Source organism: Streptomyces sp. NPDC058751, assembly GCF_042746485.1.
In the GTDB taxonomy this organism is placed as follows: Bacteria; Actinomycetota; Actinomycetes; order Streptomycetales; family Streptomycetaceae; genus Streptomyces.
Genome location: NZ_JBHYPZ010000010.1, coordinates 93,844 through 119,525, shown reverse-complemented (window position 1 = coordinate 119,525; position 25,682 = coordinate 93,844). Strand labels below are relative to the sequence as shown.

Annotated in this window: 19 protein-coding genes; 5 read left to right on the top strand and 14 right to left on the bottom strand. The window is 69.1% G+C overall.

Annotated elements, in window-relative coordinates:
* Positions 1-416: 416 nt before the first annotated feature.
* The gene (locus ACFW6B_RS12355; RefSeq protein WP_089098958.1) at positions 417-611 is read right to left on the bottom strand and encodes a hypothetical protein; all 195 of its coding nucleotides are present in this window, start codon (positions 609-611) and stop codon (positions 417-419) included.
* 186 nt (positions 612-797) lie between these two features.
* Between ACFW6B_RS12355 and ACFW6B_RS12350 the strand changes: the two genes are divergently transcribed.
* Positions 798-2,927, top strand: a complete 2,130-nt coding sequence (locus ACFW6B_RS12350) for a prolyl oligopeptidase family serine peptidase (protein ID WP_386594866.1) — start codon at positions 798-800, stop codon at positions 2,925-2,927.
* A gap of 168 nt (positions 2,928-3,095) precedes the next feature.
* On the opposite strand, the gene ACFW6B_RS12345 is transcribed toward ACFW6B_RS12350, so the two are convergent.
* From ACFW6B_RS12345 to ACFW6B_RS12285, 13 genes are all read right to left on the bottom strand, one after another.
* Positions 3,096-4,157 (bottom strand): ABC transporter ATP-binding protein, encoded by a 1,062-nt coding sequence (locus tag ACFW6B_RS12345; RefSeq protein ID WP_386594864.1) that lies wholly within the window; start codon positions 4,155-4,157, stop codon positions 3,096-3,098.
* A complete protein-coding gene (locus ACFW6B_RS12340) occupies positions 4,138-5,124 on the bottom strand; it encodes an ABC transporter ATP-binding protein (RefSeq protein ID WP_386594861.1) in 987 nt (328 codons plus the stop codon). Before ACFW6B_RS12340 ends, ACFW6B_RS12345 begins: the two co-directional genes overlap by 20 nt.
* Before the next feature lie 5 nt (positions 5,125-5,129).
* Entirely contained in the window at positions 5,130-6,152 is a 1,023-nt protein-coding gene (locus tag ACFW6B_RS12335) for an ABC transporter permease (RefSeq protein WP_386594859.1), read from the bottom strand.
* Positions 6,145-7,068 (bottom strand): ABC transporter permease, encoded by a 924-nt coding sequence (locus tag ACFW6B_RS12330; protein WP_386594857.1) that lies wholly within the window; start codon positions 7,066-7,068, stop codon positions 6,145-6,147. Before ACFW6B_RS12330 ends, ACFW6B_RS12335 begins: the two co-directional genes overlap by 8 nt.
* 54 nt (positions 7,069-7,122) lie before the next feature.
* The gene (locus ACFW6B_RS12325) at positions 7,123-8,748 is read right to left on the bottom strand and encodes an ABC transporter substrate-binding protein (protein ID WP_386594855.1); all 1,626 of its coding nucleotides are present in this window, start codon (positions 8,746-8,748) and stop codon (positions 7,123-7,125) included.
* 278 nt (positions 8,749-9,026) lie between these two features.
* Complete coding sequence (locus ACFW6B_RS12320; RefSeq protein WP_386594852.1) at positions 9,027-9,443, bottom strand: VOC family protein; 417 nt, start codon at positions 9,441-9,443, stop codon at positions 9,027-9,029.
* A gap of 347 nt (positions 9,444-9,790) precedes the next feature.
* Entirely contained in the window at positions 9,791-10,927 is a 1,137-nt protein-coding gene (locus ACFW6B_RS12315; RefSeq protein ID WP_386594850.1) for an ABC transporter ATP-binding protein, read from the bottom strand.
* 13 nt (positions 10,928-10,940) lie between these two features.
* A complete protein-coding gene (locus ACFW6B_RS12310) occupies positions 10,941-11,999 on the bottom strand; it encodes an ABC transporter ATP-binding protein (RefSeq protein WP_386594847.1) in 1,059 nt (352 codons plus the stop codon).
* Positions 12,000-12,014: 15 nt separating this feature from the next.
* Positions 12,015-12,992, bottom strand: a complete 978-nt coding sequence (locus ACFW6B_RS12305) for an ABC transporter permease (protein ID WP_386594845.1) — start codon at positions 12,990-12,992, stop codon at positions 12,015-12,017.
* Between the two features lie 97 nt (positions 12,993-13,089).
* Positions 13,090-14,883: an ABC transporter substrate-binding protein gene (locus ACFW6B_RS12300; protein ID WP_386594843.1), complete on the bottom strand. Its 1,794-nt coding sequence runs from the start codon at positions 14,881-14,883 to the stop codon at positions 13,090-13,092.
* A 101-nt stretch (positions 14,884-14,984) separates the two neighbouring features.
* Positions 14,985-16,028: an ABC transporter permease gene (locus ACFW6B_RS12295; RefSeq protein ID WP_386594841.1), complete on the bottom strand. Its 1,044-nt coding sequence runs from the start codon at positions 16,026-16,028 to the stop codon at positions 14,985-14,987.
* Between the two features lie 448 nt (positions 16,029-16,476).
* The gene (typA, locus tag ACFW6B_RS12290) at positions 16,477-18,384 is read right to left on the bottom strand and encodes a translational GTPase TypA (protein ID WP_386594840.1); all 1,908 of its coding nucleotides are present in this window, start codon (positions 18,382-18,384) and stop codon (positions 16,477-16,479) included.
* 182 nt (positions 18,385-18,566) lie between these two features.
* The gene (locus ACFW6B_RS12285) at positions 18,567-21,185 is read right to left on the bottom strand and encodes an ABC transporter substrate-binding protein (protein ID WP_386594838.1); all 2,619 of its coding nucleotides are present in this window, start codon (positions 21,183-21,185) and stop codon (positions 18,567-18,569) included.
* Between the two features lie 472 nt (positions 21,186-21,657).
* On the opposite strand from ACFW6B_RS12285, the gene ACFW6B_RS12280 reads away from it, so the two are divergent.
* From ACFW6B_RS12280 to ACFW6B_RS12265, 4 genes are read left to right on the top strand one after another with little or no spacing between them, the layout of a single operon-like run.
* A complete protein-coding gene (locus ACFW6B_RS12280; protein ID WP_386594836.1) occupies positions 21,658-21,984 on the top strand; it encodes a hypothetical protein in 327 nt (108 codons plus the stop codon).
* Between the two features lie 46 nt (positions 21,985-22,030).
* Positions 22,031-22,852 carry a hypothetical protein gene (locus ACFW6B_RS12275; RefSeq protein WP_386594834.1) on the top strand — a complete coding sequence of 274 codons (822 nt, stop codon included), beginning with the start codon at positions 22,031-22,033 and terminating at the stop codon, positions 22,850-22,852.
* Between the two features lie 18 nt (positions 22,853-22,870).
* On the top strand, positions 22,871-24,847 hold the full coding sequence (locus ACFW6B_RS12270; RefSeq protein WP_386594832.1) for a fumarate reductase/succinate dehydrogenase flavoprotein subunit: 1,977 nt from the start codon (positions 22,871-22,873) through the stop codon (positions 24,845-24,847).
* Positions 24,844-25,614 carry a succinate dehydrogenase/fumarate reductase iron-sulfur subunit gene (locus ACFW6B_RS12265; protein ID WP_386594830.1) on the top strand — a complete coding sequence of 257 codons (771 nt, stop codon included), beginning with the start codon at positions 24,844-24,846 and terminating at the stop codon, positions 25,612-25,614. The genes ACFW6B_RS12270 and ACFW6B_RS12265 overlap by 4 nt, the downstream gene beginning before the upstream one ends.
* Positions 25,615-25,682 lie beyond the last annotated feature (68 nt).

The following is a 25,682-nucleotide window of genomic DNA, read 5'->3' as shown; positions in this document are numbered from 1 at the left end:
GAGAGTCAACAAAAGTGCCGAAAAACCTGCCCCCTTTGAGAGAAACTCGCAGGTGACGCACGCTGCTCCCCGCACCCGCGGGGATCCCCCGGCCACCGCATGGCTCGTCACCGTCAGGATCGACCGGCTCGCCCGTCATTGAGGTCCGCTCACCCGACAGCGGGTCCTGCCCCATGCGGAGTCGCCGACTCAGGCATGCTCCACGGCCGTCGGCCGGGCAGAGCGGGTCACGGCCCGGATCGAAGCATGCGGACCGGCCCCGGGCCGAGGGGGCTCCGACACACCCGGCGCTGTGACGGGAGCCAGGCGCCGGAAAGAGAGCCGAAACAAGCCGCGGGTGCGGGCTCCGGGCAGGCGTGTCCCGGAGCCCCCTGAGCCCTCGTCACCGCGCAGGCCGGCGGCAGCTCAGCAGCGGATCAGAACTTGATGCTGCCGATCATGCTCGCCACGTTCGTGGTCAGATCGCTGATCGTGGGCGCGATGGTGGAGGAGGCGAGATAGAAGCCGAGCAGCATGCAGACGACCGCGTGCCCGCCTTTCAGTCCTGACTTCTTGATCAGAAGAAAGACGATGATCGCCAGCAGCACCACCGCCGAAATCGAGAGTGCCACGGCGGCTCACCTCCAAAGTTCCCAGGGACTTGGGGTCCGGTACGGGGTCGGACACGAGGGTCGGTACATCCGAACAGCAGTCAGCTGTTCCCTACCCACACTGCGCTAGTGATCATAACTATCCGTACGCGCGCATCGATCGGCGCACGGCCGCACAAGGGGGCGCATGGCCAATATGGTCGACCCATGACGAACGAGCCCCTCTCCTTCCCGCGACGGTACGCCCGCACCCAGCGGTTCACCTCCGGCGCGCCGCGCGCGTTCACCGTGTCCCCCGACGGCTCCCGCGTGGTCTTCCTGCGGTCCCCGTCCGGTACGGAGCGGGCGAACCGGCTGTGGGTCCTCGACGTGCCGGAGGGCCGCGAGCGGGTGGTGGCCGACCCGTCCGCCCTGCTCGGCGGGGCCGCCGAGCACCTCTCCCCCCAGGAGCGGGCGCGTCGCGAGCGCAGCCGCGAGGACGGCGCGGGCATCGTCGGGTACGCCACCGACGCGGCCGCGGAATTGGCCTGTTTCACCTTGTCAGGGCGGCTGTTCACGGCCGAGCTGCGGGCCGGCACGGCACGTGAACTCCCGGTCCCCGGGCCGGTGATCGACCCGCGCCCCTCTCCGGACGGCACGCTCGTGGCGTACGTCTCCCAGGGCGCGCTGCGCGTCGTCGGGGCCGAGGGCGAGGACGACCGGGCCCTCGTGGAACCGGAGCGGCCGGCGGGCCCGGGCACGGTCTCCTACGGACTGGCCGAGTTCATCGCGGCCGAGGAGATGGGGCGTTCGCGCGGCTTCTGGTGGTCGCCCGAAGGGGACCGGCTGCTCGTCGCGCGGGTGGACGACACGCCGGTGCAGCGCTGGTGGATCTCCGATCCGGCGCGCCCGGAAGCCGATCCGCAGCGGGTCGCCTATCCGGTGGCGGGCAGCGCCAACGCGGAGGTGCGGCTCTTCGTGTTCGGGCTCGACGGGGTGCGCACCGAGGTGTCCTGGGACCGGGCGCGCTACCCGTATCTGGCACATGTGCACTGGTCAGCGGGGGGTGCGCCACTGCTTCTCGTGCAGGCGAGGGACCAGCGCAGCCAGCTCTTCCTGGCCGTGGACCCGGATTCCGGGGCGACCCGGATGGTGCATGCTGATCAAGATCCGAATTGGCTTGATCTTTTCCCTGGTGTGCCGTGCTGGAGCCCGGGCGGACAGCTCGTGCGGATCGCCGACGAGGGCGGCGCGCGGGTCCTGGCGTTCGGCGAACGTCCGCTGACGGGAGCCCAGTTGCACGTCCGCGCGGTGCTCGACGTGTCGGCCGGCGACGTGCTGGTCGCGGCCTCGGCGGGCGAGGGCGCGAGCTCGCCCGAAACGGGTGAAGTGCACGTGTACCGGGTGAACGAACTCGGCCTGGAGCGCGTCTCGCAGGAGCCGGGCGTGCACTCGGCCGTGCGCGCCGGGGGCGTGACCGTGCTCGTGTCGTCGGTGCTCGACCGGCCTGGAGCCCAGGTGCGGGTGCTGCGCGACGGGAAGCGTCTGGCGACCATCCCCTCGTACGCCGAAGATCCTGGTTTGTCCCCGCGCGTGACGCTCACACAGGGGGGCGCACAGAAAATCCCATGCGCCGTGCTCATGCCCACTGGCTATGACGGCGACGACCCCCTGCCCGTCCTCATGGACCCCTACGGCGGCCCGCACGGCCCCCGGGTGCTGGCCGCGCACAACGCGCACCTCACCTCGCAGTGGTTCGCCGACCAGGGCTTCGCGGTGGTCGTCGCCGACGGCCGCGGCACGCCGGGCCGCTCCCCCGCCTGGGAGAAGGCGCTCCGCGACGACCTGACGCCGTCCCTCGACGACCAGGTGGAGGCGCTGCACTCGCTCGCCGGGCGCTTCCCGCTCGACCTGTCCCGGGTGGCGATCCGCGGCTGGTCGTACGGCGGCTGGCTCGCGGGACTCGCCGTGCTGCGCCGCCCCGATGTCTTCCACGCGGGCATCGCGGGGGCCCCGGTGGCGGACTGGCGGCTGTACGACACCCACTACACGGAGCGGTACCTCGGCGACCCGTCGACGAACCCGGCCGCGTACGCGAGGAGTTCACTGGTCACCGACGAGGGGCTGTCCGCGCCCGCGGACACGCACCGGCCGCTGATGATCGTGCACGGCCTCGCGGACGACAACGTGGTGGTGGCGCACGCCCTGCGGCTCTCCTCGGCCCTGCTGGCCGCGGGCCGCCCGCACGAGGTGCTGCCGCTGTCGGGGGTCACCCACATGACCCCGCAGGAGACGGTCGCCGAGAACCTGCTCCTGCTCCAGGTGGACTTCCTGAAGCGCTCCCTCGGGCTGGGCTGATCCGCCCCGGCCCGCCGGGAAAGCAACGAGCCGGGGTGACATGGCGACACCCCGGCTCGTTCACGGCACCCGCACGGCCGTACGTTGTACACCCTGACGCGTCCGTATATCGGTACCGCTTCCGTCAAGTTGCCTGTGTGTTAACGAAGTTCGTTCGCATTTGTGCCACTATTCCGGCCCGTCGGACGACTCCTCCGGAGGCACGACCTGCTTCTCCTCCGCGAAGTGACAGGCCGAGTCGTGGGCGGCCGGACCCTCGACGAGCCGGAACTCGGCCGGCACCGCGAGCAGCGGCACCTCCAGCGTGCAGCGCTCCTGCGCCTTCCAGCAGCGGGTGCGGAACCGGCAGCCGGAGGGGACGTTCGCGGGCGAGGGCACGTCCCCGTGGAGGATGATCCGCTCCCGGTGCTCCCGGGCCTCCGGGTCCGGCACGGGCACGGCGGACAGCAGCGCCTGGGTGTAGGGGTGCGTCGGGTGGTCGTAGATCTCGACGTCCTTGCCGGTCTCCACGATCCGCCCGAGGTACATCACCCCGACCCGGTCGGAGATGTGCCGCACGATCGACAGGTCGTGCGCGATGAAGACGTAACTGAGCTCGAACTCGGCCTGGAGCCGGTCCAGCAGGTTGATCACCTGCGCCTGCACGGAGACGTCGAGCGCGGAGACCGGCTCGTCGGCGACGATGATCTCGGGCCGCAGCGCCAGGCCCCGGGCGATGCCGATGCGCTGGCGCTGGCCGCCGGAGAACTGGTGCGGATAGCGGTTGATGTACTCCGGGTTGAGCCCGACCACGTCCAGCAGTTCCTGGACCCTGCGCCGCCGGTCGCCCTTCGGGGCGACCTCGGGGTGGATGTCGTACGGCTCCCCGATGATGTCCCCGACGGTCATGCGCGGGTTGAGCGAGGTGTACGGGTCCTGGAAGACCATCTGGATGTTGCGGCGCACGGCCTTGAGCGCCTTGCCGGACAGCCGGGTGATGTCCTCGCCCTTGTACCTGATCGCCCCCTCGGTGGGCTTCTCCAGGTTGACCAGCATCTTGGCGACCGTGGACTTGCCGCAGCCGGACTCGCCGACGATGCCGAGGGTCTCGCCGCGGCCGAGGTGGAAGTCGACGCCGTCGACCGCCTTGACGGCCCCGACCTGCTTCTTGAACAGGATCCCCTGGGTGAGGGGGAAGTGTTTGACCAGTCCTCTGACCTCCAGCAGCGGTTCAGTCGCGGCTTGTGTCATCGAGGCACTCCCTCCAGAAGAAGCAGGCGCTCCCGCGGTCCTCGTCGACCTCGAAGAGCGGCGGCACCTCGGTGCGGCAGATGTCCTGGGCCATCGGGCAGCGCGGGTTGAAGGCACAGCCCGGCGGGATGCGCATCAGGTTGGGCGGCAGCCCCTTGATGGCGTACAGCTCCTCGCCCTTCTGGTCGAGCCGGGGGATCGAGTCCAGCAGCCCCTTGGTGTACGGGTGGGCGGGCGCCTTGTAGATGTCGTGGACGGGTGCGTTCTCGACGATCCGGCCCGCGTACATCACGGCGATCTTGTCGGCGACGTCCGCGACCACGCCGAGGTCGTGGGTGATGAGGATGAGCCCCATGTGGAGTTCGCGCTGCAGTTCCGCGAGCAGCTCCATGACCTGGGCCTGCACGGTGACGTCGAGCGCGGTGGTCGGCTCGTCGGCGATGATCAGGGCGGGTTCCAGGGCCAGCGCCATGGCGATCATGATGCGCTGGCGCATGCCGCCGGAGAACTGGTGCGGATAGTCCCGCACGCGCTCGGCCGCGGCCGGGATGCGCACGCGCTCCATCAGCTCGACCGCCTTGGCGCGGGCCTCCTTGCGCTTCATCCCGCGGTGCACGGTGAACATCTCGCCGAGCTGGTCGCCGACGCTGATGACGGGGTTCAGGGACGACAGCGCGTCCTGGAAGATCATCGCCATCTCGGCGCCGCGCACCTTGCGCCGCTCCTCCTCCTTGAACTTCAGCAGGTCCTTGCCCTGGAAGAGGATCTCGCCGCCGGTGATCTTCCCCGGAGGCATGTCGAGGATGCCCATGACGGCCTGGGCGGTCACCGACTTGCCGGAGCCGGACTCGCCGAGCACGGCGAGCGTCTCGCCCTCGTCGACGCTGTACGTGACCCCGTTGACGGCCTTGGCGACCCCGTCCCGGGTCCTGAACTCCACCTGCAGGTCGCGTACTTCGAGCAGCACGGCTCTCACCTCAGCTTCGGGTCGAGGGCGTCGCGCACCGCGTCGCCGAGCATGATGAACGCGAGCACGGTGATCGCGAGCGCGCCGGCCGGCCACAGCAGCATGTGCGGGGCCTGGCGGATGTACGCGGAGGCCGAGGAGATGTCGATGCCCCAGCTCACCGTCGGGGGCTTGAGACCGACGCCGAGGTACGACAGCGTCGCCTCCAGCGAGATGTACGTACCGAGCGCGATGGTCGCGACGACGATCACCGGCGCGACCGCGTTCGGGGCGATGTGCCGCAGCATCATCCGCGAGTTGGAGGCGCCGAGCGCGCGGGCCGCGTGGACGTAGTCGTTCTCCTTGGTGGTGATGACCGAGCCGCGCGCGATGCGGGAGATCTGCGGCCAGCCGAGCAGCACCATGAACCCGACGACCGGCCAGATCGTGTTGCTGGTCACCACGGAGAGGAGGACCAGGCCGCCGAGGACGACGGGGATCGCGAAGAAGATGTCGGTGGTCCGGGACAGGAGCGAGTCGCCCAGCCCGCCGTAGAAACCGGCCAGCCCGCCGAGGACCGAGCCGAGGATCGCGACCCCGAGCGTGGCGAGGACGCCGACGCTGATCGAGACGCGGGTCCCGTACACGGTCCGCGTGTAGACGTCGCAGCCCTGTCCGTCGTAGCCGAAGGGGTGTCCGGGCTGCGAGCCCTGCTGGGCCTTGGAGAGGTCGCACTTGAGGGGGCTCTGGTCGGTGATCAGCGAGGGCCAGATCGAGATGACGACCAGGAAGACGATGACGAGTCCGGAGATGATGAAGACGGGGTTGCGGCGCAGGTCCCGCCAGGCGTCGGACCACAGGGAGCGCGGCTTCTCCTTGGGTCCCGTGCCCTCCGGCCCGCCCGGGGTCTTCTCCAGGGTCTCCGCCTCGCTCGTCCCGAGGTCCATCGTGCCTCCGAAGCCGGTCGGGGCGATCGCCAGGTCCTCCGGCGGCGGACCTTCGGGGCCGTGGTGGAATTCCTCTTCCTCGTACGGAGGCTGCTCAGGCATAGCGGATCCTCGGGTCGAGTACGGCGTACAGGAGGTCGACGAGCAGGTTGGCGACCATGAAGACGAGGACGAGGATGGTCACGAAGCCGACGACGGTCTGGGTGCTCTGACGCACGATCCCCTGGTAGAGCTGATAACCGACGCCGTGGATGTTGAAGATCCGCTCGGTGACGATCGCGCCGCCCATGAGCGCGCCGATGTCGGTGCCGATGAAGGTGACCACGGGGATCAGCGAGTTGCGCAGCAGGTGCCGGATGGTCACGCGGCGCCGCGGCAGCCCCTTGGCGACGGCCGTGCGGACGTAGTCGGACCGCTTGTTCTCCGCGATGGAGGTCCGGGTGAGCCGGGTGACGTAGGCGAGGGAGACCGAGGCGAGCACCAGGCCCGGCACGATCAGTTCGCCGAAGGTGGCCTCCGAGGAGACCGACGGCTCGATCCAGCCCCACTGGACGCCGAGCAGGAGCTGGGCCAGCAGACCGGTGACGAAGGTCGGCACGGAGATGACCACGAGGGTGAGCAGCAGGACACCGGTGTCGACGGGCTTGCCCCGGCGCAGACCGGTGACGACGCCGAGCGTGATGCCGATGACGATCTCGAAGAAGATCGCGACGATCGTCAGCCGGATGGTGACCGGGAAGGCGGTGGACATCAGCTCGGTGACCGGCTGGCCGTTGAACGCGGTGCCGAAGTCACCGGTGAAGATGTTCTTCAAATACAGCAAGTACTGGATGAAGGGGTTCTTGTCGAGGTTGTACTCCTTCCTGAGCTGGGCGGCCGTGGCGGGGTCGCACTGCCGGTCGCCGCACAGTCCCGCGATGGGGTCGCCCATGACGTACACCATCAGGAAGATGAGCGCTGTGGCGCCGATGAACACCGGGATCATCTGCAGCAGACGCCGGATGACGTACCGTCCCATGAGTGCTCCGGAGATAGAGGGGCGGGCCCGCCGGAGCGGGCCCGCCGGGGCGGCTCAGTTGACGGTGATCTCGTTGTAGACGGGCACGCTGAACTGGTTCAGGGCCACGTTCGAGACCCTGTCCGAGTAGCCGGCGCTGCCGTTCTGGTACCAGAGCGGGATGGCGGCCATGTTGTCCCGTACGACGCCTTCGGCCTGCTGGAAGAGCTCGATGGCCTTGCCGGTGTCGGTCTCCGCGTTCGCCTGGTTGACCAGGTCGTCGAACTGCTTGTTGGACCACTGGCCGTCGTTGGAGGAGGCGTTCGTGTAGTACAGCGGCTGGAGGAAGTTCTGGATCAGCGGGTAGTCCATCTGCCAGCCGGCCCGGAACGGACCGGGCATCTTGTGCTCACCGATCTGGTTGCGGAAGTCGGCGAAGGTGCCGACCGGGTTGCCGACGCAGGCCTTGTCGTTGCCGAGGGCGTTGTTGATCGAGTTGCAGACGGCGTCGACCCATTCCTTGTGGGAGCCGGTGTCCGCGTTGTACGAGATCTTGACCTGGCCTCCGGGCAGGCCGCCGCCGTCCTGGATCATCTTCTTGGCCTCGGACGGGTTGTATTCGCAGTACTTGCCGCACAGGCCTTCCTGGAACCCGCCCTTCTCGCCGAGCACCGGTGAGGTCCAGTCGCTCGCGGGCGTCCGCGTCTTCTGGAAGATGGTGTCGGTGATCTGCTGGCGGTTGATCGCCATGGACAGTCCCTGACGGACCTTGGTGGCGCCGCTGGTGTCCCACTTCGGGTCGTAGAACGGGAACGCGAGCGTCTGGATGATGCCGGCCGGGGTGTTGAGGTAACGGCCGTCCAGGTCGCTCTTGGCGTTCTTGAGCTGGGCCGCTGGGATGTCGTCGACGAGGTCGAGGTTGCCGGCCAGCAGGTCGTTGTAGGCGGTGTTGTTGTCCGTGTAGACCTTGAGGGTCACACCGTCGTTCTTCGCCTTGTCGTCACCGGGGTAGTCGTCCCACTTCGTGAGGGACATCTCGGAGCCCTTGGTGTAGCTGCTGATGGTGTACGGGCCGTTGCCGATGGGCTTCGCGACCCAGGCGGCGTGGTCGCTGAAGAACGCCTTGGGCAGCGGTGAGAAGGCCGCGTAGCCGAGGGTGTCCGGGAACGTCGAGAACTTCTGGGTGAGCGCGACCGTGAAGGTGTTCGTGCCGGTCACCTTGAGCCCGGAGAGGGTGTCGGCGCTCTGGCTGCCCGTGTCGGGGTGCGTCTTGTCGTAGCCCTGGATGTACCCGAAGAAGTACGCGTTCTTCTGGTTGTTCTTCAGGCTGGCGCCGTAGTTCCAGGCGTCGACGAAGGACTGGGCGGTGACGGCCTCGCCGTTGCTGAACTTCCAGCCGTCCTTGACCGTGATGGTGAAGTTCTGCGAGTCCGAGGTCTCGATCTTCTCGGCGAGCATGTCCTCGGCGGCGCCGGTCTCGGCGTTGTACCGCTTCAGCCCGCGGAAGGTCATGTCGAGGACCTTGCCGCCCTGCACCTCATTGGTGTTGGCCGGTTCCAGCGGGTTCTGCGGGTCGCCCCAGGAAGCGCTGACGGTGCCGCCGGAGCCGCCGCTGTCGCTCCCTCCGCCTCCGCAGGCGGACGCCGCCAGGGCTACCGCCGCCGCGCATGCGGCCCATTTGGCGTGCGTGGCTCCACGCATGGAGTGCCTCCTCGAGAGTGCGCTGTGCCGCCGGCGCCGGAGTCGGGGTGGGGACACGTCCGGCTCCGGTGCGGTGTTCCTTTAAGGCCCAATATCTTCCCATGGCGGACATATCGCACATTTACTCAGGCCTTCCGAGTGTCCGGGCACTCGGGGACACGCGTCCGCCACACGGAGACGTGTCCTCCACGGGCGCCCTGGCCGCCCCTCCCGTCCGTGCGGACGGGAGGGGCGGCCAGGGCGTCCGGCACGCTCTCGATCCCGCTCGGTCCTCCTGCTCAGTCCCCCTGCTCGGCCGACGCGGCCGGGACGTCCGTCACGGTGTCCGCGTCGCCGCGCTCCACGCAGAACTCGTTGCCCTCGGGATCGGTCAGGGTGACCCAGCCCCGTCCGTCGGGACGGGTCCGGTCGTCGACGAGCCGGGCTCCGAGGGCGAGCGCCCGCTCGACCTCCGCCCGCCGGGTGCGCCCGCTCGGCCGCAGGTCGAGATGGACGCGGTTCTTGGCGGTCTTGCCCTCGGGGACCCGGACGAAGAGCAGGGTCGGGCCGCCGTCGGGGTCGCGCAGCACGGCCTCCGGGTCACCGGGCTTGTCGTCCTCGGCCAGGGGCCGCCCGAGCAACTCGCTCCAGAACAGCCCCAGGTCGTAGGGGTCCCCGGTGCAGTCGAAGGTGATGTTGTGGATGGTGGGGTTCAACCGGTTCCTCCAGGAGCCTTCATGGCGTCACGACCGGACGCCGGTACGTCCGCCGCGGATGCGGCGACGGCCTTCGGACGGCGTGCGCGGCCCGCCCGGGGCACGCTCCGCCGCGCGCACGGGTGCGGCCCCGCGAGCGCGGCCGGGCGGCACGGCGGGCCGGCACAGCCGCAGGGGAGCATGGCGGACGCTCCGGAGGATGTCGAACAGTTAACCGACCCCTGCACGCCCGCGCCCGCGCCGGAACGGCAAAGGACCGGGGCGGAAGCAACGTGCTTCCGCCCCGGTCCCGTCGGGGTCTCCCCCGGCACGGCCCCGCTCCCCCACGGAGGGCGCCGCAGCCTCTTCTAGTCCGTGCCCTTGTCCGTGACGTCGTCGGCGTCGCCCTCCAGCGCCGCCAGCGCCGGGTCCAGGACGATGTCCTCGTCGCGGGCCTCGGTGGTCGGGTCCTCGGGGAAGTGGCAGGCCGACAGGTGGCCCTCACGGTTGCCCGAGAGCTGGACCAGCGGCGGCTCCTCGGTCGCGCACTTGTCCTGCGCCTTCCAGCAGCGGGTGCGGAAACGGCAGCCGGACGGCGGGAAGATCGGCGACGGGACGTCGCCCGACAGACGGATCCGCTCGCGGCCCGCGGCCTCGTCGTCGAGGTCGACCTCGGGAACCGCCGAGAGCAGGGCGTGGGTGTACGGGTGGCGGGGACGGTTGTAGATGGAGTCCCGGTCGCCGACCTCCACCACCTTGCCGAGGTACATCACCGCGACGCGCTGCGAGAAGTGCCGGACGATCGCCAGGTCGTGGGCGATGAAGAGGAAGGCGATGCCCATCTCTTCCTGGACCTTCTGCAGCAGGTTGACGACCTGCGCCTGGATCGACACGTCGAGCGCGGAGACCGGCTCGTCGGCGACGATCAGCTTCGGCTTCAGCGCGAGGGCACGCGCCACGCCGATGCGCTGCCGCTGTCCGCCCGAGAACTCGTGCGGGAAGCGGTTGTAGTGCTCGGGGTTGAGACCGACCAGTTCGAGCAGCTCACGGACGTGCTTCTCCCGGCCGCCCGCCGGGTTGATCCCGTTGACCTCCATCGGCGACTTGATGATGGAGCCGACCGTCTGCCGCGGGTTCAGCGAGGAGTACGGGTCCTGGAAGATCATCTGGATCTCGGAGCGCACCGGGGCCATCTTCTTGCGCGAGGCGTGCGTGATGTCCTGGCCCGCGTAGACGATCTTGCCGTCGGTGGGCTCCAGCAGCCGGGTGATGAGCCGGCCGGCCGTCGACTTGCCGCAGCCGGACTCGCCGACCATCCCGACGCTCTCGCCGACGGCGATGTCCAGGTCGATCCCGTCGACGGCCTGGACGGCACCGACCTGGCGCTTGATCGGGAAGCCGCCGTAGATCGGGAAGTGCTTCTTCAGCCCCTCGACCTTGAGGAGCGTCTCGCGCCTGGTGTCGGTGGAGCCCTGCTGTGCGGGGAGTGTGAGGTTCTCGCTCATGTCTCGGATCTCCCTAGCGCAGCCGGGGCTTGATGGTGTCGATGAAGATGGTCTGCTTCTGCTCGGCCGTCAGGTGGCACGCCGAGGCACGACCCTCCGGCAGCGCCGGCCGCTCGCTGACACAGCGGCTGCCGACCTGCTCCTGGAAGGCGCAGCGCGGGTGGAAGGGGCACCCGGTCGGGGGGTTGAGCAGGGAGGGGGGCGAGCCCGGGATGGGCGTCAGCATCTCGTGGATGTCGCCGTCCAGGCGCGGCATGGACGAGAGCAGACCCCAGGTGTAGGGGTGCTTCGGCGAACCCAGCACCTCACGGACGCTGCCGCGCTCCACGGCCCGGCCCGCGTACATCACCAGCAGGTCGTCGGCCATGTTGCCGATGACGCCGAGGTCGTGGGTGATGAAGATGATCGCGGAGCCGAACTCCTGCTGGAGGTCCTTGAGGAGGTCGAGGATCTGCGCCTGGACCGTCACGTCGAGCGCGGTGGTCGGCTCGTCGGCGATCAGGAGGTCGGGGTCGCACATCAGCGCCATGGCGATCATCGCGCGCTGGCGCATGCCGCCGGAGAACTGGTGCGGGTAGTCGTCGAAGCGCACCTTGGGCTGCGGGATGCCGACCTTCTCCAGCATCTGGATCGCCCGGCTCTTCGCCTCCTTCTTGGAGGCGCCGGTGTGCTTCATGTACGGCTCGGAGAGCTGCCGGCCCACGGTGTAGTACGGCGAGAGGGCCGTCAGCGGGTCCTGGAAGATCATCGCCATCTTGTTGCCGCGGAGCTGCTCCAGCTCCTTCTCCGTGGCGGTGACGAGTTCCTTGCCGTCGAGGACGATCTCACCCTCGACGGTGGTGCTCTGCGGGTTGTGCAGACCGAGCACCGTCAGGTTGGTGACGGACTTGCCGGAGCCGGACTCGCCGACGATGCCCAGGGTCTTGCCGCGTTCGACATCGAAGGAGAGGCCGTCGACCGCCTTGACGATGCCGTCCTCGGTGGAGAACTGCACCTTCAGATCACGGACCGAGAGAAAGCTCTCCGGCCCGGTCGGGGCCGGGGCGTCCTCGGTCTTGGTCAGTGTGGTCACGGTGGTTCGTTCTTCCTAGGAGAGCCGGACGCGCGGGTCGATGTACGCGTACACGATGTCGACGAGAATGTTCAGGATCAGGATGAAGAAGGCCCCGAACAGCATGACGCCCATCGTCAGCGGGAGGTCCTTGGTGACGGCGCCGTCCACGGCCAGCCGGCCGATGCCCTGCAGCGAGAAGGTCAGTTCGGTCACGACGCCGCCGCCCAGCAGCGCGCTGATGTCGATGCCGAGGACCGTGACGATCGGGATGAGCGAGCCGCGCCAGGCGTAGCGGAAGAAGACGTACTTCTTCGACATGCCCTTCGCACGGGCGGTGCGCACGTGTTCCTCGGCGAGCTGCTCGATCATCGACGCGCGCGCCATACGCGTGTACTGCGCGGTGAAGATGGTGGCCATCACGACCATCGGGATGGAGAGTCCGACCAGCCATCCGACCGGGTCCTCGGTGAACGGGACGTACTTGGGGTCCTCCATCCACCCGGTGCTGTAGACGAAGATCGTCAGCGCGATCGGGCCGAGGAAGTAGATCTGGAACGAGCTGAGCACCATGGACGCGCCGGTGGCGACCTTGTCCACCGTCGAACCGCGCCGGTAGGCGGCGAGCATGCCCGCCCCGAGGCCGACGACCAGGAAGACCACCATGGCACCGACGGTCAGCGAGAGGGTCAGCGGGAACCGGTCCATGATCGTGTCCCAGACGAAGTCGCCCGAGTAGAAGGACTGTCCGAGGCAGGGGGCCGCGCAGTGACCGTCGGGGAAGTCACGGCCGGCGACGATGCCGGACATGAACTCCCAGAACTGCTGGGCGACCGGCTCGTTGAGGCCCAGCGCCTGGCGGATGTCCTCCAGTCTCGCCGGCGAGCAGTCCTTGCCGCAGGCCAGGGAGGCGTAGTCGGAGGGTGCGGCGACGAAGAGGAAGAACGTGGCGGCACCGATGAGGAACAGGGTGACGACGGCACCGACCGTACGCCGGAGGATGAACTGAAGCATGGCGGGAGGCTGCTCTCTGCGGAGGCGGTGGGCGGTTTCACGGAACCGCGGGAGTGCGCTCCGCCTGGTGCGCACTCCCGCGATCAGCCGTAGAGAGTTACGACTTCACGAACAGACGGGTGACGTCGATGTAGCTCGACTCGGTGCTGTAGCGGGCACCGCCGATGTTCGAACCGAAGAGCTGGAACTGCTTCGTGTACCAGAGCGGGGCGCCCGGGTTGATCTTCTCGAGGATGTAGTGCTGCGCTTCCTTCCAGGTCGCGGCGGCCTCGGTCGGCTGCTGGCCGAGGGCCTTCTTGATGAGCTCCTGGACCTTCGGGTCGTTGATGTGCGAGTAGTTCGGCGCGCCGTCGGCGACCTGGTCACCGTCGTAGATCGGCGTGACGACGGTGGCCGGGGACGGCCAGTCCTGGCCCCAGCCCGAGATGTAGATGTCGTACGGGTTCTTGACCTTGCCGATCTGCTCGTAGTAGCTCGCCGAGTCGATCTCCTTGGCGACGACCTCGATGCCGACCTTGGTCAGGGCGTCCTCGATGGCGACCTTGCGCTTCTGGCCCTGCTCGGTGTTGCCGTAGGCGAAGACGAGCTTCTTCTCGGCGGCGGGAACGCCCTTGAGGAGCTCCTTGGCCTTCTCGATGTTGCCGGACGGCGTCTTCAGGCGGCCGTACGGGTCGTACGTGGCCTCGTAGCCCGGCAGGGTCGGGGCGAACAGGTTCGGGGCCACGTCGCCGCCGTACGCGCCGCCCTCGCCCGCGATGAGGGACTTGGAGTTGACGGCGTAGGTGACCGCGTCACGGACCGTCTTGTTCTTCACGCGGTCCAGGTTGAAGGTCAGCGTCATGACGTAGGGCTGGTAGCCCTTGATCGTGCGCTTGTTGACCGCCGGGTCGCCGATGACGTCCTGGATCTGCGTGGAGTCGACGGAGCCCGTGAACTGGATGGCGGTCTTGGAGTCGCCCTGGTCGGCGATCAGACGCTTGGTCTGGGTGGACTCGGTGACACCGAAGTCGAAGTTGAAGCCGTCGACGTACTGGTGGCGCACGGAGTCGGTCTTCGGGTCCCACTTCTCGTTCTTGACGAGCTTGAGGGTCTTGCCGACCTTGTACTCGGCGATCTTGTACGGGCCGGTCGCGACCGGGGCCTTGTCGTACTTCGCCTTCGTGTCGCTCTTCTCCGTGACCACGGAGTAGCCGGGCATGGCGAGCGTCTGGGGCAGGTCCGGGCGCGCCGTGTCGAAGTGGAAGATGACGGTCTTGGCGTCCGGGGTCTCCAGGACCGAGTCCGGCAGGTGCTTCTTGCCGAAGCCGCCGTCCTTCAGCGCGTCGCGGTACTTGGGACCGCTCAGCCAGGTCTGCAGGTAGGTGGGGCCGTCGAAGATGAACTCGGCGTAGAGGCGCTCGACGGAGTGACGGATGTCGGCCGAGGTGATCGCGACGCCGTTCTGGTCCGTGATGCCGTCCTTCAGCGTGAAGGTCCAGGTCTTGCCGCCGTCGGAGGACTTGCCGGAGTCGGTGGCGAGGTCACCGACGACCGAGACGTTGCCCTTGCCGTCCTCCTCGAAGTTGGTCAGACCGCGGAAGAGCAGGTTGGCGACCTGGCCGGCGTCCGAGACGTAGATCTGGCCCGGGTCCAGGTGCGAGAGGCCCGCCTCCTGGTAGACCTGGATCGTGCCGCCGCTCTTGGCGCCGGGCACCTCCTCGGCGGGGCCGGTGGAGGCGGTCGCGTCGGCGTAGACGACCGCCTTGGACTGCGAAGCGGCCTCCTTCTGGTCCTTCTTGGAGTCCTTGCCCGAGCTGCCGCCCTTGTTCTCCGAGCATCCGGTGAGCACGAGGGAACCGGCCGCGAGGGCGACCACGATGGCGCGTGCTCTGCGCGAGTTGAACGACTTCATAGCGGTGATGCACCTACCTGTCGGTTGTTATCCATGAGTACTGCCTGACGCGGCTGGTAGGCCGACGCGGGGGCGGCAGCCACCCCCCACCAATGGACGGTTCAGCGCCCGGACTTGGGGTCGAAGGCATCCCGTACAGAGTCTCCGAGGAGGTTGAAGCACAGGATGAAGATCACCAGCGCCATTCCGGGGAAGAACATGAACGCCGGGTCCTGCTCGGCGTACTTGGCGCCGGCGGCGAACAAGCGCCCCCAGTCCGGAGTCGGTTCGACGAAGCCGACTCCGGCGAAGGAGAGGAAGGCGATGGTGAGGATGGTGCTGGGGAGCTGGTACGTGAACTGCACCAGGATCGGGGAGACGACGTTGGGCAGGATCTCCTTGCGGACGATCCGCCACGGCGACGCGCCCGAGACCTTGGCGGCTTCCACGAACTCACGCTCGCGCAGGGACAGTACGGTGGAGCGGACCAGCCGCGCCATACCCATCCAGCCCAGCACCCACAGCACGATGAGGATGGCCACGGCCCGGAAGTACGTGGGCGTCTCCTCCTCCGGGTCCACGAAGAACGCGGTCACCACGGGCATGAAGGCGATGAAGAACAGCTGCTGCGGGAACGAGAGGAAGAAGTCGGTGACGCGGCCGATCCAGTAGTCGGTGCGCCCGCCGAAGTATCCACCGATCAGGCCGATGACGACACCACTGAACATGACCAGGACGGTCACGCCCAGCGCCATGAGCAGCGAGGTGCGCATGCCGTACAGCAGCATGGCGAACAGGTCGCGGCCGTACTGCGGTTCGACACCGAACCAGTGGTCGCCCGAGACACCGCCGAGGTAACCGAGCGGCAGCCCGAACTCGTCGAGGACGGGGGAGTCCGCGTACGTGGGGTCCTGCCCGTAGAGCGTGTACGGGTCGGTCCCCGCCAGGGACACGATCAGCGGTGCCACGAGCGCGACCACGAAGTAGAAAATCACTACCGCGGCACAGAACATGCCGGTACGGTCGCGTCTGAAACGCTGCCACATCAGCTGGCCGGGGGAACGGCCCTCAAGCTTCTTGGGCTCGGTGGCCTCGGCGGTCGAGTCCAGCTCGAGGTCCAAGGCGACCGACGGGCCGGGGCCCTCGGCCTTGGTTGGACTGGTCATGTGTGTTCTTCCCCCGGGGGATGCGGAGTTGACGCAGCGCAGATACCGGCAGGTTCTGCGGTTTCAGGGAACTTTCACCAAGTAGGTCAACGCACGTCAAGAGTGGAAGACATAGGGATATCCCTACCGTCGATTTTTTGAGCAAAAATTGCAGAGAACGACACCTGCACGCGCTTGACAGGTGAGATCGGAATCCGTCGAAACGGACACTTGCGAGGAAAATTTCGTTTACGTGTCCGAAACTTGATTGTCCGGTGCCCGATATGCGAACGCCGCTGCATCGATCCCACCGTTGACCGAACTGGCACGGTTTACCCCCCGGAAACGCGAGAGGCCCGGTCCACCGCAGTGCGGTGGACCGGGCCTCTCGAAGGTCACGCGGACGGCACGTCAGGGACCCGACGGACGCCGCGCGCGGCGCCGTCCGTCGGGTGCGTGGGCCGGATCGTCAGCCGTGCTTGGCGCGGCTCGCCGTGCGGGCGCGGTCGCGCTGGTCGAGCACGACCTTGCGGATGCGAACGGCCTCCGGGGTCACCTCGACGCACTCGTCGTCGCGGCAGAACTCCAGGGACTGCTCCAGGGAGAGCTTGCGCGGCGGCACGATCGCCTCGAACGAGTCGGCCGAGGACGACCGCATGTTCGTGAGCTTCTTCTCCTTGGTGATGTTCACGTCCATGTCGTCGGAGCGCGAGTTCTCGCCGACGATCATGCCCTCGTACACCTCGGTGCCGGGGTCGGTGAACAGCACGCCGCGCTCCTGGAGGTTCGTCATCGCGAACGCGGTGACGGCGCCGGCGCGGTCGGCGACGAGCGAACCGTTGTTACGGGTCGCCAGCGTGCCGAACCACGGCTCGTGGCCCTCGTGGATGGAGTGGCCGATGCCGGTGCCGCGGGTCTGGGTCAGGAACTCGGTACGGAAGCCGATGAGACCGCGGGACGGGACGACGAACTCCATGCGGACCCAGCCGGAGCCGTGGTTCGACATGTTGTCCATCCGGCCCTTGCGGACACCCATGAGCTGCGTGACCGCGCCCATGTGCTCCTCGGGCACGTCGATCGTCATGCGCTCGACGGGCTCGTGGACCTTGCCGTCGATCTCCTGGGTGACGACCTGGGGCTTGCCGATGGTCAGCTCGAAGCCCTCGCGGCGCATCTGCTCGACCAGGATGGCGAGCGCGAGCTCACCGCGGCCCTGGACCTCCCAGGCGTCCGGGCGCTCGGTGTCGAGCACGCGGAGGGAGACGTTACCGATCAGCTCGCGGTCCAGGCGGTCCTTGACCTGGCGGGCGGTGACCTTGCGGTCCTTGACCGCGGCCTTGGCGTCCGCGCCCTTGCCCGTGCCACCGCGGCCGACGAGCGGCGAGGTGTTGGTGCCGATGGTCATGGAGATCGCCGGCTCGTCGACCGTGATCAGCGGCAGCGCGATCGGGTTCTCGGTGTCGGCGAGGGTCTCACCGATCATGATGTCCGCGATACCGGCGACGGCGCAGATGTCACCGGGGCCGGCCACCTCGGCGGGCTTGCGGGTGAGCGCCTCGGTCATCAGCAGCTCGGTGATGCGCACGTTGGACATCGAGCCGTCGCGCTTGATCCACGTGACGGTCTGGCCCTTGCGCAGCTCGCCCTGCTCGACGCGGAGCAGCGCGATGCGGCCGAGGAAGTTGTCGGCGTCCAGGTTGGTGACGTGGGCCTGGAGCGGCGCGGACTCGTCGTAGGACGGGGCCGGGACGTGCTCCAGGATCGTGGAGAAGAACGGCTCCAGGCTGTCGCTGTCGGCCGGGACGGTGCCGTTCTCCGGCTTGGTCAGCGAGGCCACGCCGTCACGCGCGCAGGCGTAGACGATCGGGAACTCGATCTGGTCCTCGTCGGCGTCCAGGTCGAGGAAGAGGTCGTAGGTCTCGTTGACGACCTCGTCGATCCGCGAGTCCGGGCGGTCCGTCTTGTTGATGCACAGGATGACGGGCAGGCGCTGCTGGAGCGCCTTGCGCAGCACGAAGCGGGTCTGCGGCAGCGGGCCCTCGGAGGCGTCGACCAGCAGGACGACCGCGTCCACCATCGACAGGCCGCGCTCGACCTCACCACCGAAGTCGGCGTGGCCGGGGGTGTCGATGATGTTGATCGTGATGGCGTCGCCGCCGTCCTTCGGGTGGTACTTGACCGCCGTGTTCTTCGCCAGGATCGTGATGCCCTTCTCACGTTCCAGGTCGTTCGAGTCCATCATGCGGTCGTCGAGCGACTCGGCGGCGTGCGCGGCGAAGGCACCGGCCTGCTTGAGCATGGCGTCGACCAGGGTGGTCTTGCCGTGGTCGACGTGGGCGACGATGGCGACGTTGCGGATGTCGTGGCGCGTGGCCATAGTGAGGCGCTTCTCCCGGAGTGAGTGGACGGCCTCCGCATCCGCGGGGCCACTGCCGGGCTGAACACGCCACGGCCTTACCCCATGGTACGTGGCCTTGACAGAAGCGGCCTCCGCAGGGTTACCGGCGCCCGGACGGACCGGACCCGCCACGGGGCGGACCCGGTCCGTTCACCCGCAGGTCAGCGGCTCTTCGACGGGCTCGCCGAAGGCTTCTTCCCCTTCTTCAGGAAGCCCATGTCCTCGTACACGGGCGTCTGGAATCCGAAGGCTCCGGTGTTCGCCAGGCCGATGCGGGCGGCGGCGAGCTGGGGGCGCTGGTAGAGGGGGATGGAACCGGCGGCGGCCCAGATGCGGGCGTCCGCCTTGCGGACCAGGGAGCGCGCCTCGTTCTCGTTCAGGGTGGAGAGCGCCTGGTCGAAGAGCTGGTCGACCTGGTCGGTGCCGACGCGCGTGTAGTTCTGCTCGACGCTCAGCGAGCCGTCCGCCGCCGGGACGGGCTTGGCGTAGATCGGGCGGGCGTCGGTGGCCGGGAAGGCGGAGGCGGGCCACGAGTAGAGCGCCAGGTCGTACTCCCCCGAGGCGATGTGGTCCTTGAAGTAGCTCGCGTCGGAGACCTTCGTGATGTCCGTGCGGACACCGACGCGCTGGAGCATCCGCGCGATCCGGTCGGCCACGAGGCGCAGGGACTCCGAACCGGAGCCGGAGGGCACCACGAAGCGCAGCGCCAGCGGCTTGCCGTCCTTGGCGAGGACGTTGGACGCGGCGCCCGCGGGCGCGGCCGTCCCCTTGGGGGCAGCCGTCCCCTTGGGGGCAGCCGTCCCCTTGGGGGCGTAGGCCCCCGGAAGCCCGCCCTGCCCGGCGTACTGCCGGCCGTCCAGGTGCCGGGTGGCCTGCTCGTCCTTGTGGACGCCCTGGCGCACGCCGGTCTGCTGCTCCTGGCTCCTCGGGTGGTCCTTGGGGTCCTGGGCCGGCCGCCGGCCCACCCCGGAGGGCTTGTCGTCGTCGCCGAGGACGTACGTCCCGCCCGCGCCCGGCCTGCCGTCCTCGCCGCCCTCGCCCTTCCTGCCCTTGGACCCGGCCGCGTTCTCCGACTTCTTCTGTTCCGTGAGCGGCCCGCCCGGCACCCACCCGGCGTCCGCGAGCAGCGCCCGCGCCTCGGCGGCGTCCTGGTCGCCGAGGGCTCCGCTGCCGTCGGCGTACGCGGCCTGTCCGGCGAGGGCGAGATGGCTGCCGACCGGTTCGGCGGGCAGACCGAGCGGCCGGAGGACGATCCGGGCGAGTTCCCCGCGGTTGAGGGCACGGGCCACGGCGCGGCGGACGCGCTCGTCGGCGAGGGGGCCCTCGGAGCCGTTGAGGGCGAGCTGCGTGTAGGCGGGTTCGAGGGACTTGCGGACCACGAAGCGGCTCAGCGCCGACTCCCGGGGAGCCTTCTTCGCGCCGGCCCCGCTTCCCTTCGCACCAGACTTCGTGCCCGGCTCCCCCTTCTCGCCCTCGTCCTTCTCGTCCGCGTCGCTCTTCTCGCTCTTCTCGCTCTTCTCGTGCGAGGAGCGCTTCTCGCTCTTCTCGCCGTCCTCGTCGTCGGCCTTCTCGGCCTTCTCGCTCTTCTCGGCCTTCTCGCTCTTCTCGGCCTTCTCGCGCTTCTCGGCCTTCTCGCGCTTCTCGGCCTTCTCGCGCTTCTCGGCCTTCTCATCCTTGTCGGCCTTGTCGGCCTTGTCGGCCTTCTCGCGCTCGGCGCTCTTCTCCTGCTCGACGTCCTCGTCCCCGTCGCTGCCGCTCTCCTCGTCCGCCGGGTTCTTCCCGTCCTCCTCGGACTCGCTCTTCTCGTCCTTCTTCCTGGACGTGCCCTTCTCGCTCCTCTCCGCGGACGGTTCCTTCCCGCTCGTCGCGGAGGCCCCCCGCAGGGGGGCGCCATCCTTGTTCCGGGCCGCGAGAGTGACGCGCTCGGCCTCGGCGGGGTCGATCTCGGCCAGGTCGAGCTTGTCCTCGGCGAGCGCCTCGGCCCGCTTGTCACGGGCGACGGCGACGAGCGCGATCTCGTCGAGCTTGCTGGGACGGCCCCACCAGCGCGGGTTGCGCGTGAGACGGACCTCGCCCGTCTTGCGGTCGACCGCCTTCACCGCGAAGGGCCCCGCGCTGACCTTGAGCTTGCGCCGGGCGCCGTCGTTGAAGGAGTCGGCGGTGCCCATGACGTCCTTCGGGTACAGCGGCGAGAACAGCGCCTTCCAGTCGGCGTAGGGCCGGCTGAAGGTGACGCGGACCTCCAGGTCGTCCTTGCCCCGCTCGATCTTCTCGATGCGGTCGTAACCGGCGTTGCGTGCCGTCCAGTACGCGGAGTCCTTGCCGGACAGGGCGCGCCACTGGGCGGCGAAGTCGGCGGCGCCGATCTCGCGTCCGTCGCTCCACACGGCCTGCTGGTTGAGCTTGTACAGCACGACCTGCCTGGGCGACGTTCCCACGACCTTCGCCGACTCCAGGTAGTCGGAGTTGATCTGCGGCCGGCCGTTCGCGTCGAGCCGGTACATCGACGGCAGGACGGCCCCGGCGACGCGGGTGGTCGCGGCGTCGGCGTCCGCCTGGAAGGCGTTCAGCGTCTCCGGTACGGCGTCCACGGCCCAGCGCAGGGTCCCGCCGTCGGCGATCAGGTCCCGGGAGGCGGGCGCGATGTCCTGCACGGCCGCGGGTCTGTCCGCCTCGTCGTCCGCACTGCACGCGGCGAGAGCGGTCACCGCGAGCACGCCCGCGGTGAGGAATGCGGCCGAGCGCAGCACCGCGCGCAGCCCGACGCCTTCGTGGGACATCACTGCAACCTCCGGGGGACGCTCCGCCGCGGGGGCCGGTCTGCTTCTGATCCCGTTCGGCGGTATTAGGGAGTTGATCCGATCTACGTGCCAACTGAAGAGCAGTGCGGCAGAAGGGTGGCGGCGACACGGCGACGGAGGCGGGGAACCCCACTCGTGCGGCGCAATCCGGAACCGGGGCGGGGCCGCGTCCCGGACCCGTGCCCGGGCACGGCGTACGCGGGGCCGCGGTCCCCCGCCCGGTCCCGCGCGCCGTCCGGCCTGCCACGCGGCCCTCCTGTCCCTGCCCGGGCGTGCGGGGAACACGACCGGCGCACGGGCGGAGGGGACGGCGCACGGGGTTCTTTCTGGAGCGCGACGGCCTTCAATCCGTGCACACGCCTTCACACGAGTGCGTGTGACGCGCAACACTCGCAGGCGCATGAACGTTGCCGCCTGAAGGCCCCGGGGCCCACGGAAGTGAGGGCAAGTCATGTCCGTTCACGACGACCTGACATCGGTCCAGCGCTGCCTCGACGATCTGCAGCGGTCGGTGAGGCGCCTGGAACAGCAGATGGGCGCCGGTCTGGAGATGCGCCGTGTGCGCGCCGACGCCGACCACCTGCGCGAGAGCCTCGCGCTGCTGCGCGAGTCCGCCGCGGCCCGTGTCCCCGGGCTGCCGGCCGTGCCCGGGCCGGCGGGACCCGCGTCCGGCCGGCTGCCCGACCTGGTGCCCGTCCCCGACACCCCCTACGACAGCTCCCTGTGGACCGATTCCGACGACGAGGGTCTCGGCGCGCACCACGGTCCCTCCCACTGAGCGCCCTCGACACCGGCGCGCCCCCGAACCCGACCGGAGTGCGAAGTTGGCCACTGGTACGGAACCCCATCTGAACAGCGGCGGCGTACGAACGGGTACGCGCGCCGCGATCGCCGCCCCGCATCTGCGGACCGACCGCTGGTGGCTGGCGCCCGCCGCCACCGCGGCCGGGTTGCTGGCCTTCGTCGTGTACTCGACCTGGCGGGCCTTCTCGGACACGCACTACTACGCGGCGCCCTACGTCTCGCCGTTCTACTCGCCCTGCCTGGCCGAGCGGTGCGAGACCATGCGCGCCGGGCCGAACGCGGACCTGTTCGGAAGCTGGTGGGCCATCTCGCCCGCCATCATCATCCTGGTCTTCCCGCTCGGCTTCCGGCTGACCTGCTACTACTACCGCAAGGCCTACTACCGGGGCTTCTGGGCGAGCCCGCCGGCCTGCGCGGTGGCCGAGCCGCACAAGAAGTACACCGGCGAGACCCGCTTCCCGCTGATCCTGCAGAACGTCCACCGGTACTTCTTCTACGCGGCCCTCGTCGTCGCCGGCATCCTCACGTACGACACCGTGCTCTCCTTCCGCGACGAGCACTACGCCTGGGGCCACATGGGCCTCGGCACGCTGGTGTTCCTGGTCAACATCGCGCTGATCTGGGCGTACACCCTCTCCTGCCACTCCTGCCGGCACATCGTCGGCGGGAAGCTCAAGCACTTCTCCAAGCACCCCGTGCGGTACCGGATGTGGCAGTGGGTCGGCAGGCTGAACGCCCGTCACATGCTGCTGGCCTGGGCGTCGTTGGTGAGCGTGGCGCTCGCCGACTTCTACGTGTACCTGGTCGCGTCCGGCGCGTTCGACGATCCGCGCTTCTTCTAGATTGGGTGGAACCCCCTGATGTCCGTGGTCGACCGACAGGAGTGGGACGTCGTCGTGGTCGGTGCCGGTGGCGCCGGACTGCGTGCCGCGATCGAGGCGCGCGAGCGCGGCGCCCGTACGGCGGTGATCTGCAAGTCGCTGTTCGGCAAGGCCCACACGGTGATGGCCGAGGGCGGCATCGCGGCCGCCATGGGCAACGTGAACTCCGGTGACAACTGGCAGGTCCACTTCCGCGACACCATGCGCGGCGGCAAGTTCCTCAACCAGTGGCGGATGGCCGAGCTGCACGCCCGCGAGGCACCGGACCGGGTCTGGGAGCTGGAGACCTGGGGCGCCCTCTTCGACCGGACCAAGGACGGGCGGATCTCGCAGCGCAACTTCGGCGGCCACGAGTACCCGCGCCTCGCCCACGTCGGCGACCGCACCGGACTCGAACTGATCCGCACGCTCCAGCAGAAGATCGTGTCCCTCCAGCAGGAGGACATGAAGGAGACCGGTGACTACGAGTCGCGCCTGAAGGTCTATCAGGAATGCACCGTCACGCGGATATTGAAGGACGGACAGCGGGTCTCCGGGACCTTCTGCTACGAACGGGAGTCGGGGCGCTTCTTCGTCCTCGAGGCCCCCTCCGTGGTGATCGCCACCGGTGGCATCGGCAAGTCCTTCAAGGTGACCTCCAACTCGTGGGAGTACACGGGCGACGGGCACGCGCTGGCGCTGCTCGCCGGGGCGCCGCTGCTGAACATGGAGTTCGTGCAGTTCCATCCGACGGGCATGGTCTGGCCGCCGTCGGTCAAGGGCATCCTCGTCACCGAGTCGGTGCGCGGCGACGGCGGGGTGCTGCGCAACTCCGAGGGCAAGCGGTTCATGTTCGACTACATCCCCGACGTCTTCAAGGAGAAGTACGCGCAGTCGGAGGAGGAGGGCGACCGCTGGTACGAGGACCCGGACCACAACCGGCGCCCTCCGGAGCTGCTGCCGCGCGACGAGGTGGCGCGGGCCATCAACTCCGAGGTGAAGGCGGGCCGCGGATCCCCGCACGGCGGCGTCTTCCTCGACGTGTCGACCCGGATGCCCGCCGAGGTGATCAAACGCCGGCTGCCGTCCATGTACCACCAGTTCAAGGAGCTGGCCGACGTCGACATCACGGCGGAGGCCATGGAGGTCGGGCCCACCTGCCACTACGTGATGGGCGGCGTCGCGGTCGACTCGGACACGGCGGCGGCGCGCGGGGTGCCCGGTCTCTTCGCGGCCGGCGAGGTCGCGGGCGGCATGCACGGCTCCAACCGGCTCGGCGGCAACTCCCTCTCCGACCTGCTGGTGTTCGGGCGGCGGGCCGGCTGGCACGCGGCCGAGTACGCGGCCCCTCTCACCGGGGAGGACACCCGCCCGCCCGTGGACGACACCCAGGTCGACGAGGCCGCCGCGGAGGCGCTGCGGCCCTTCTCCGCCGAGGGACCCGGATCCGTCCCGGCCGCTCCGGCCGGCGGCCCGCCCGCCGTCTCCCCGCAGCCGCCCGAGAACCCGTACACCCTGCACCAGGAGCTCCAGCAGGCCATGAACGACCTGGTCGGCATCATCCGCCGCGAGGGCGAGATGGAGCAGGCCCTGGAGAAGCTCGCCGAGCTGCGGGTACGGGCGCGCCGGGCCGGGGTGGAGGGCCACCGCCAGTTCAACCCCGGCTGGCACCTCTCCCTGGACCTGCGGAACATGCTCCTGGTCAGCGAGTGCGTCGCGCGGGCGGCGCTGGAGCGCGCGGAGTCGCGCGGCGGCCACACCCGCGAGGACCACCCGGCGATGGAGCGCTCCTGGCGCCGGATCAACCTGCTGTGCCGGCTCACCGACCCCACCGGCGGGCAGGCCGTCACCGACCCGGTGGCCGGACAGATCGACCTGGTGAACGAGACCGCCCGGCCCATCCGCCCCGACCTGCTCGCCCTCTTCGAGAAGGAGGAGCTGGTCAAGTACCTCGCCGAAGAGGAGCTGTACGAGTGAGCAGCTACAAGGCCCGCTTCAAGGTGTGGCGTGGAGACGTGAAGGGCGGCGGCCTGGAGGACTTCGGGGTCGAGGTGAACGAGGGCGAGGTCGTCCTCGACATCATCCACCGGCTCCAGGCGACCCAGGCCCCCGACCTCGCCGTACGCTGGAACTGCAAGGCGGGCAAGTGCGGTTCGTGCTCGGCGGAGATCAACGGCAGGCCGCGGCTGATGTGCATGACGCGGATGTCGGTGTTCACCCGGGAGGAGACGATCACCGTCACCCCGCTGCGCGCCTTCCCGGTCGTACGGGACCTGGTGACCGACGTCGGCTTCAACTACGACAAGGCGCGGCAGGTCCCCGCCTTCGTGCCGCCCGCGGGTGTCGGGCCCGGCGAGTACCGGATGATGCAGGAGGACGTCGACCGGTCGCAGGAGTTCCGCAAGTGCATCGAGTGCTTCCTGTGCCAGGACACCTGCCACGTCGTCCGTGACCACGAGGAGAACAAGCCCGCGTTCGCCGGGCCGCGCTTCCTGATGCGGGTGGCGGAGCTGGACATGCACCCGCTGGACGCGGCGGCGGACTCCGGCCTGGACCGCAAGCGCACGGCCCAGGACGAACACGGCCTCGGCTACTGCAACATCACCAAGTGCTGCACGGAGGTGTGCCCCGAGGGCATCAAGATCACGGACAACGCGCTGATCCCCTTGAAGGAGCGGGCGGTCGACCGCAAGTACGACCCGCTCGTGTGGCTGGGCTCGAAGATCGGCAGGCGGCGGGCGTAGCCGGGGACCGGGCGGGGGCGGGGACCGGGCGGGGGCGGGACGGTGCGCCGTCCCCGTCCCCGCGTGCC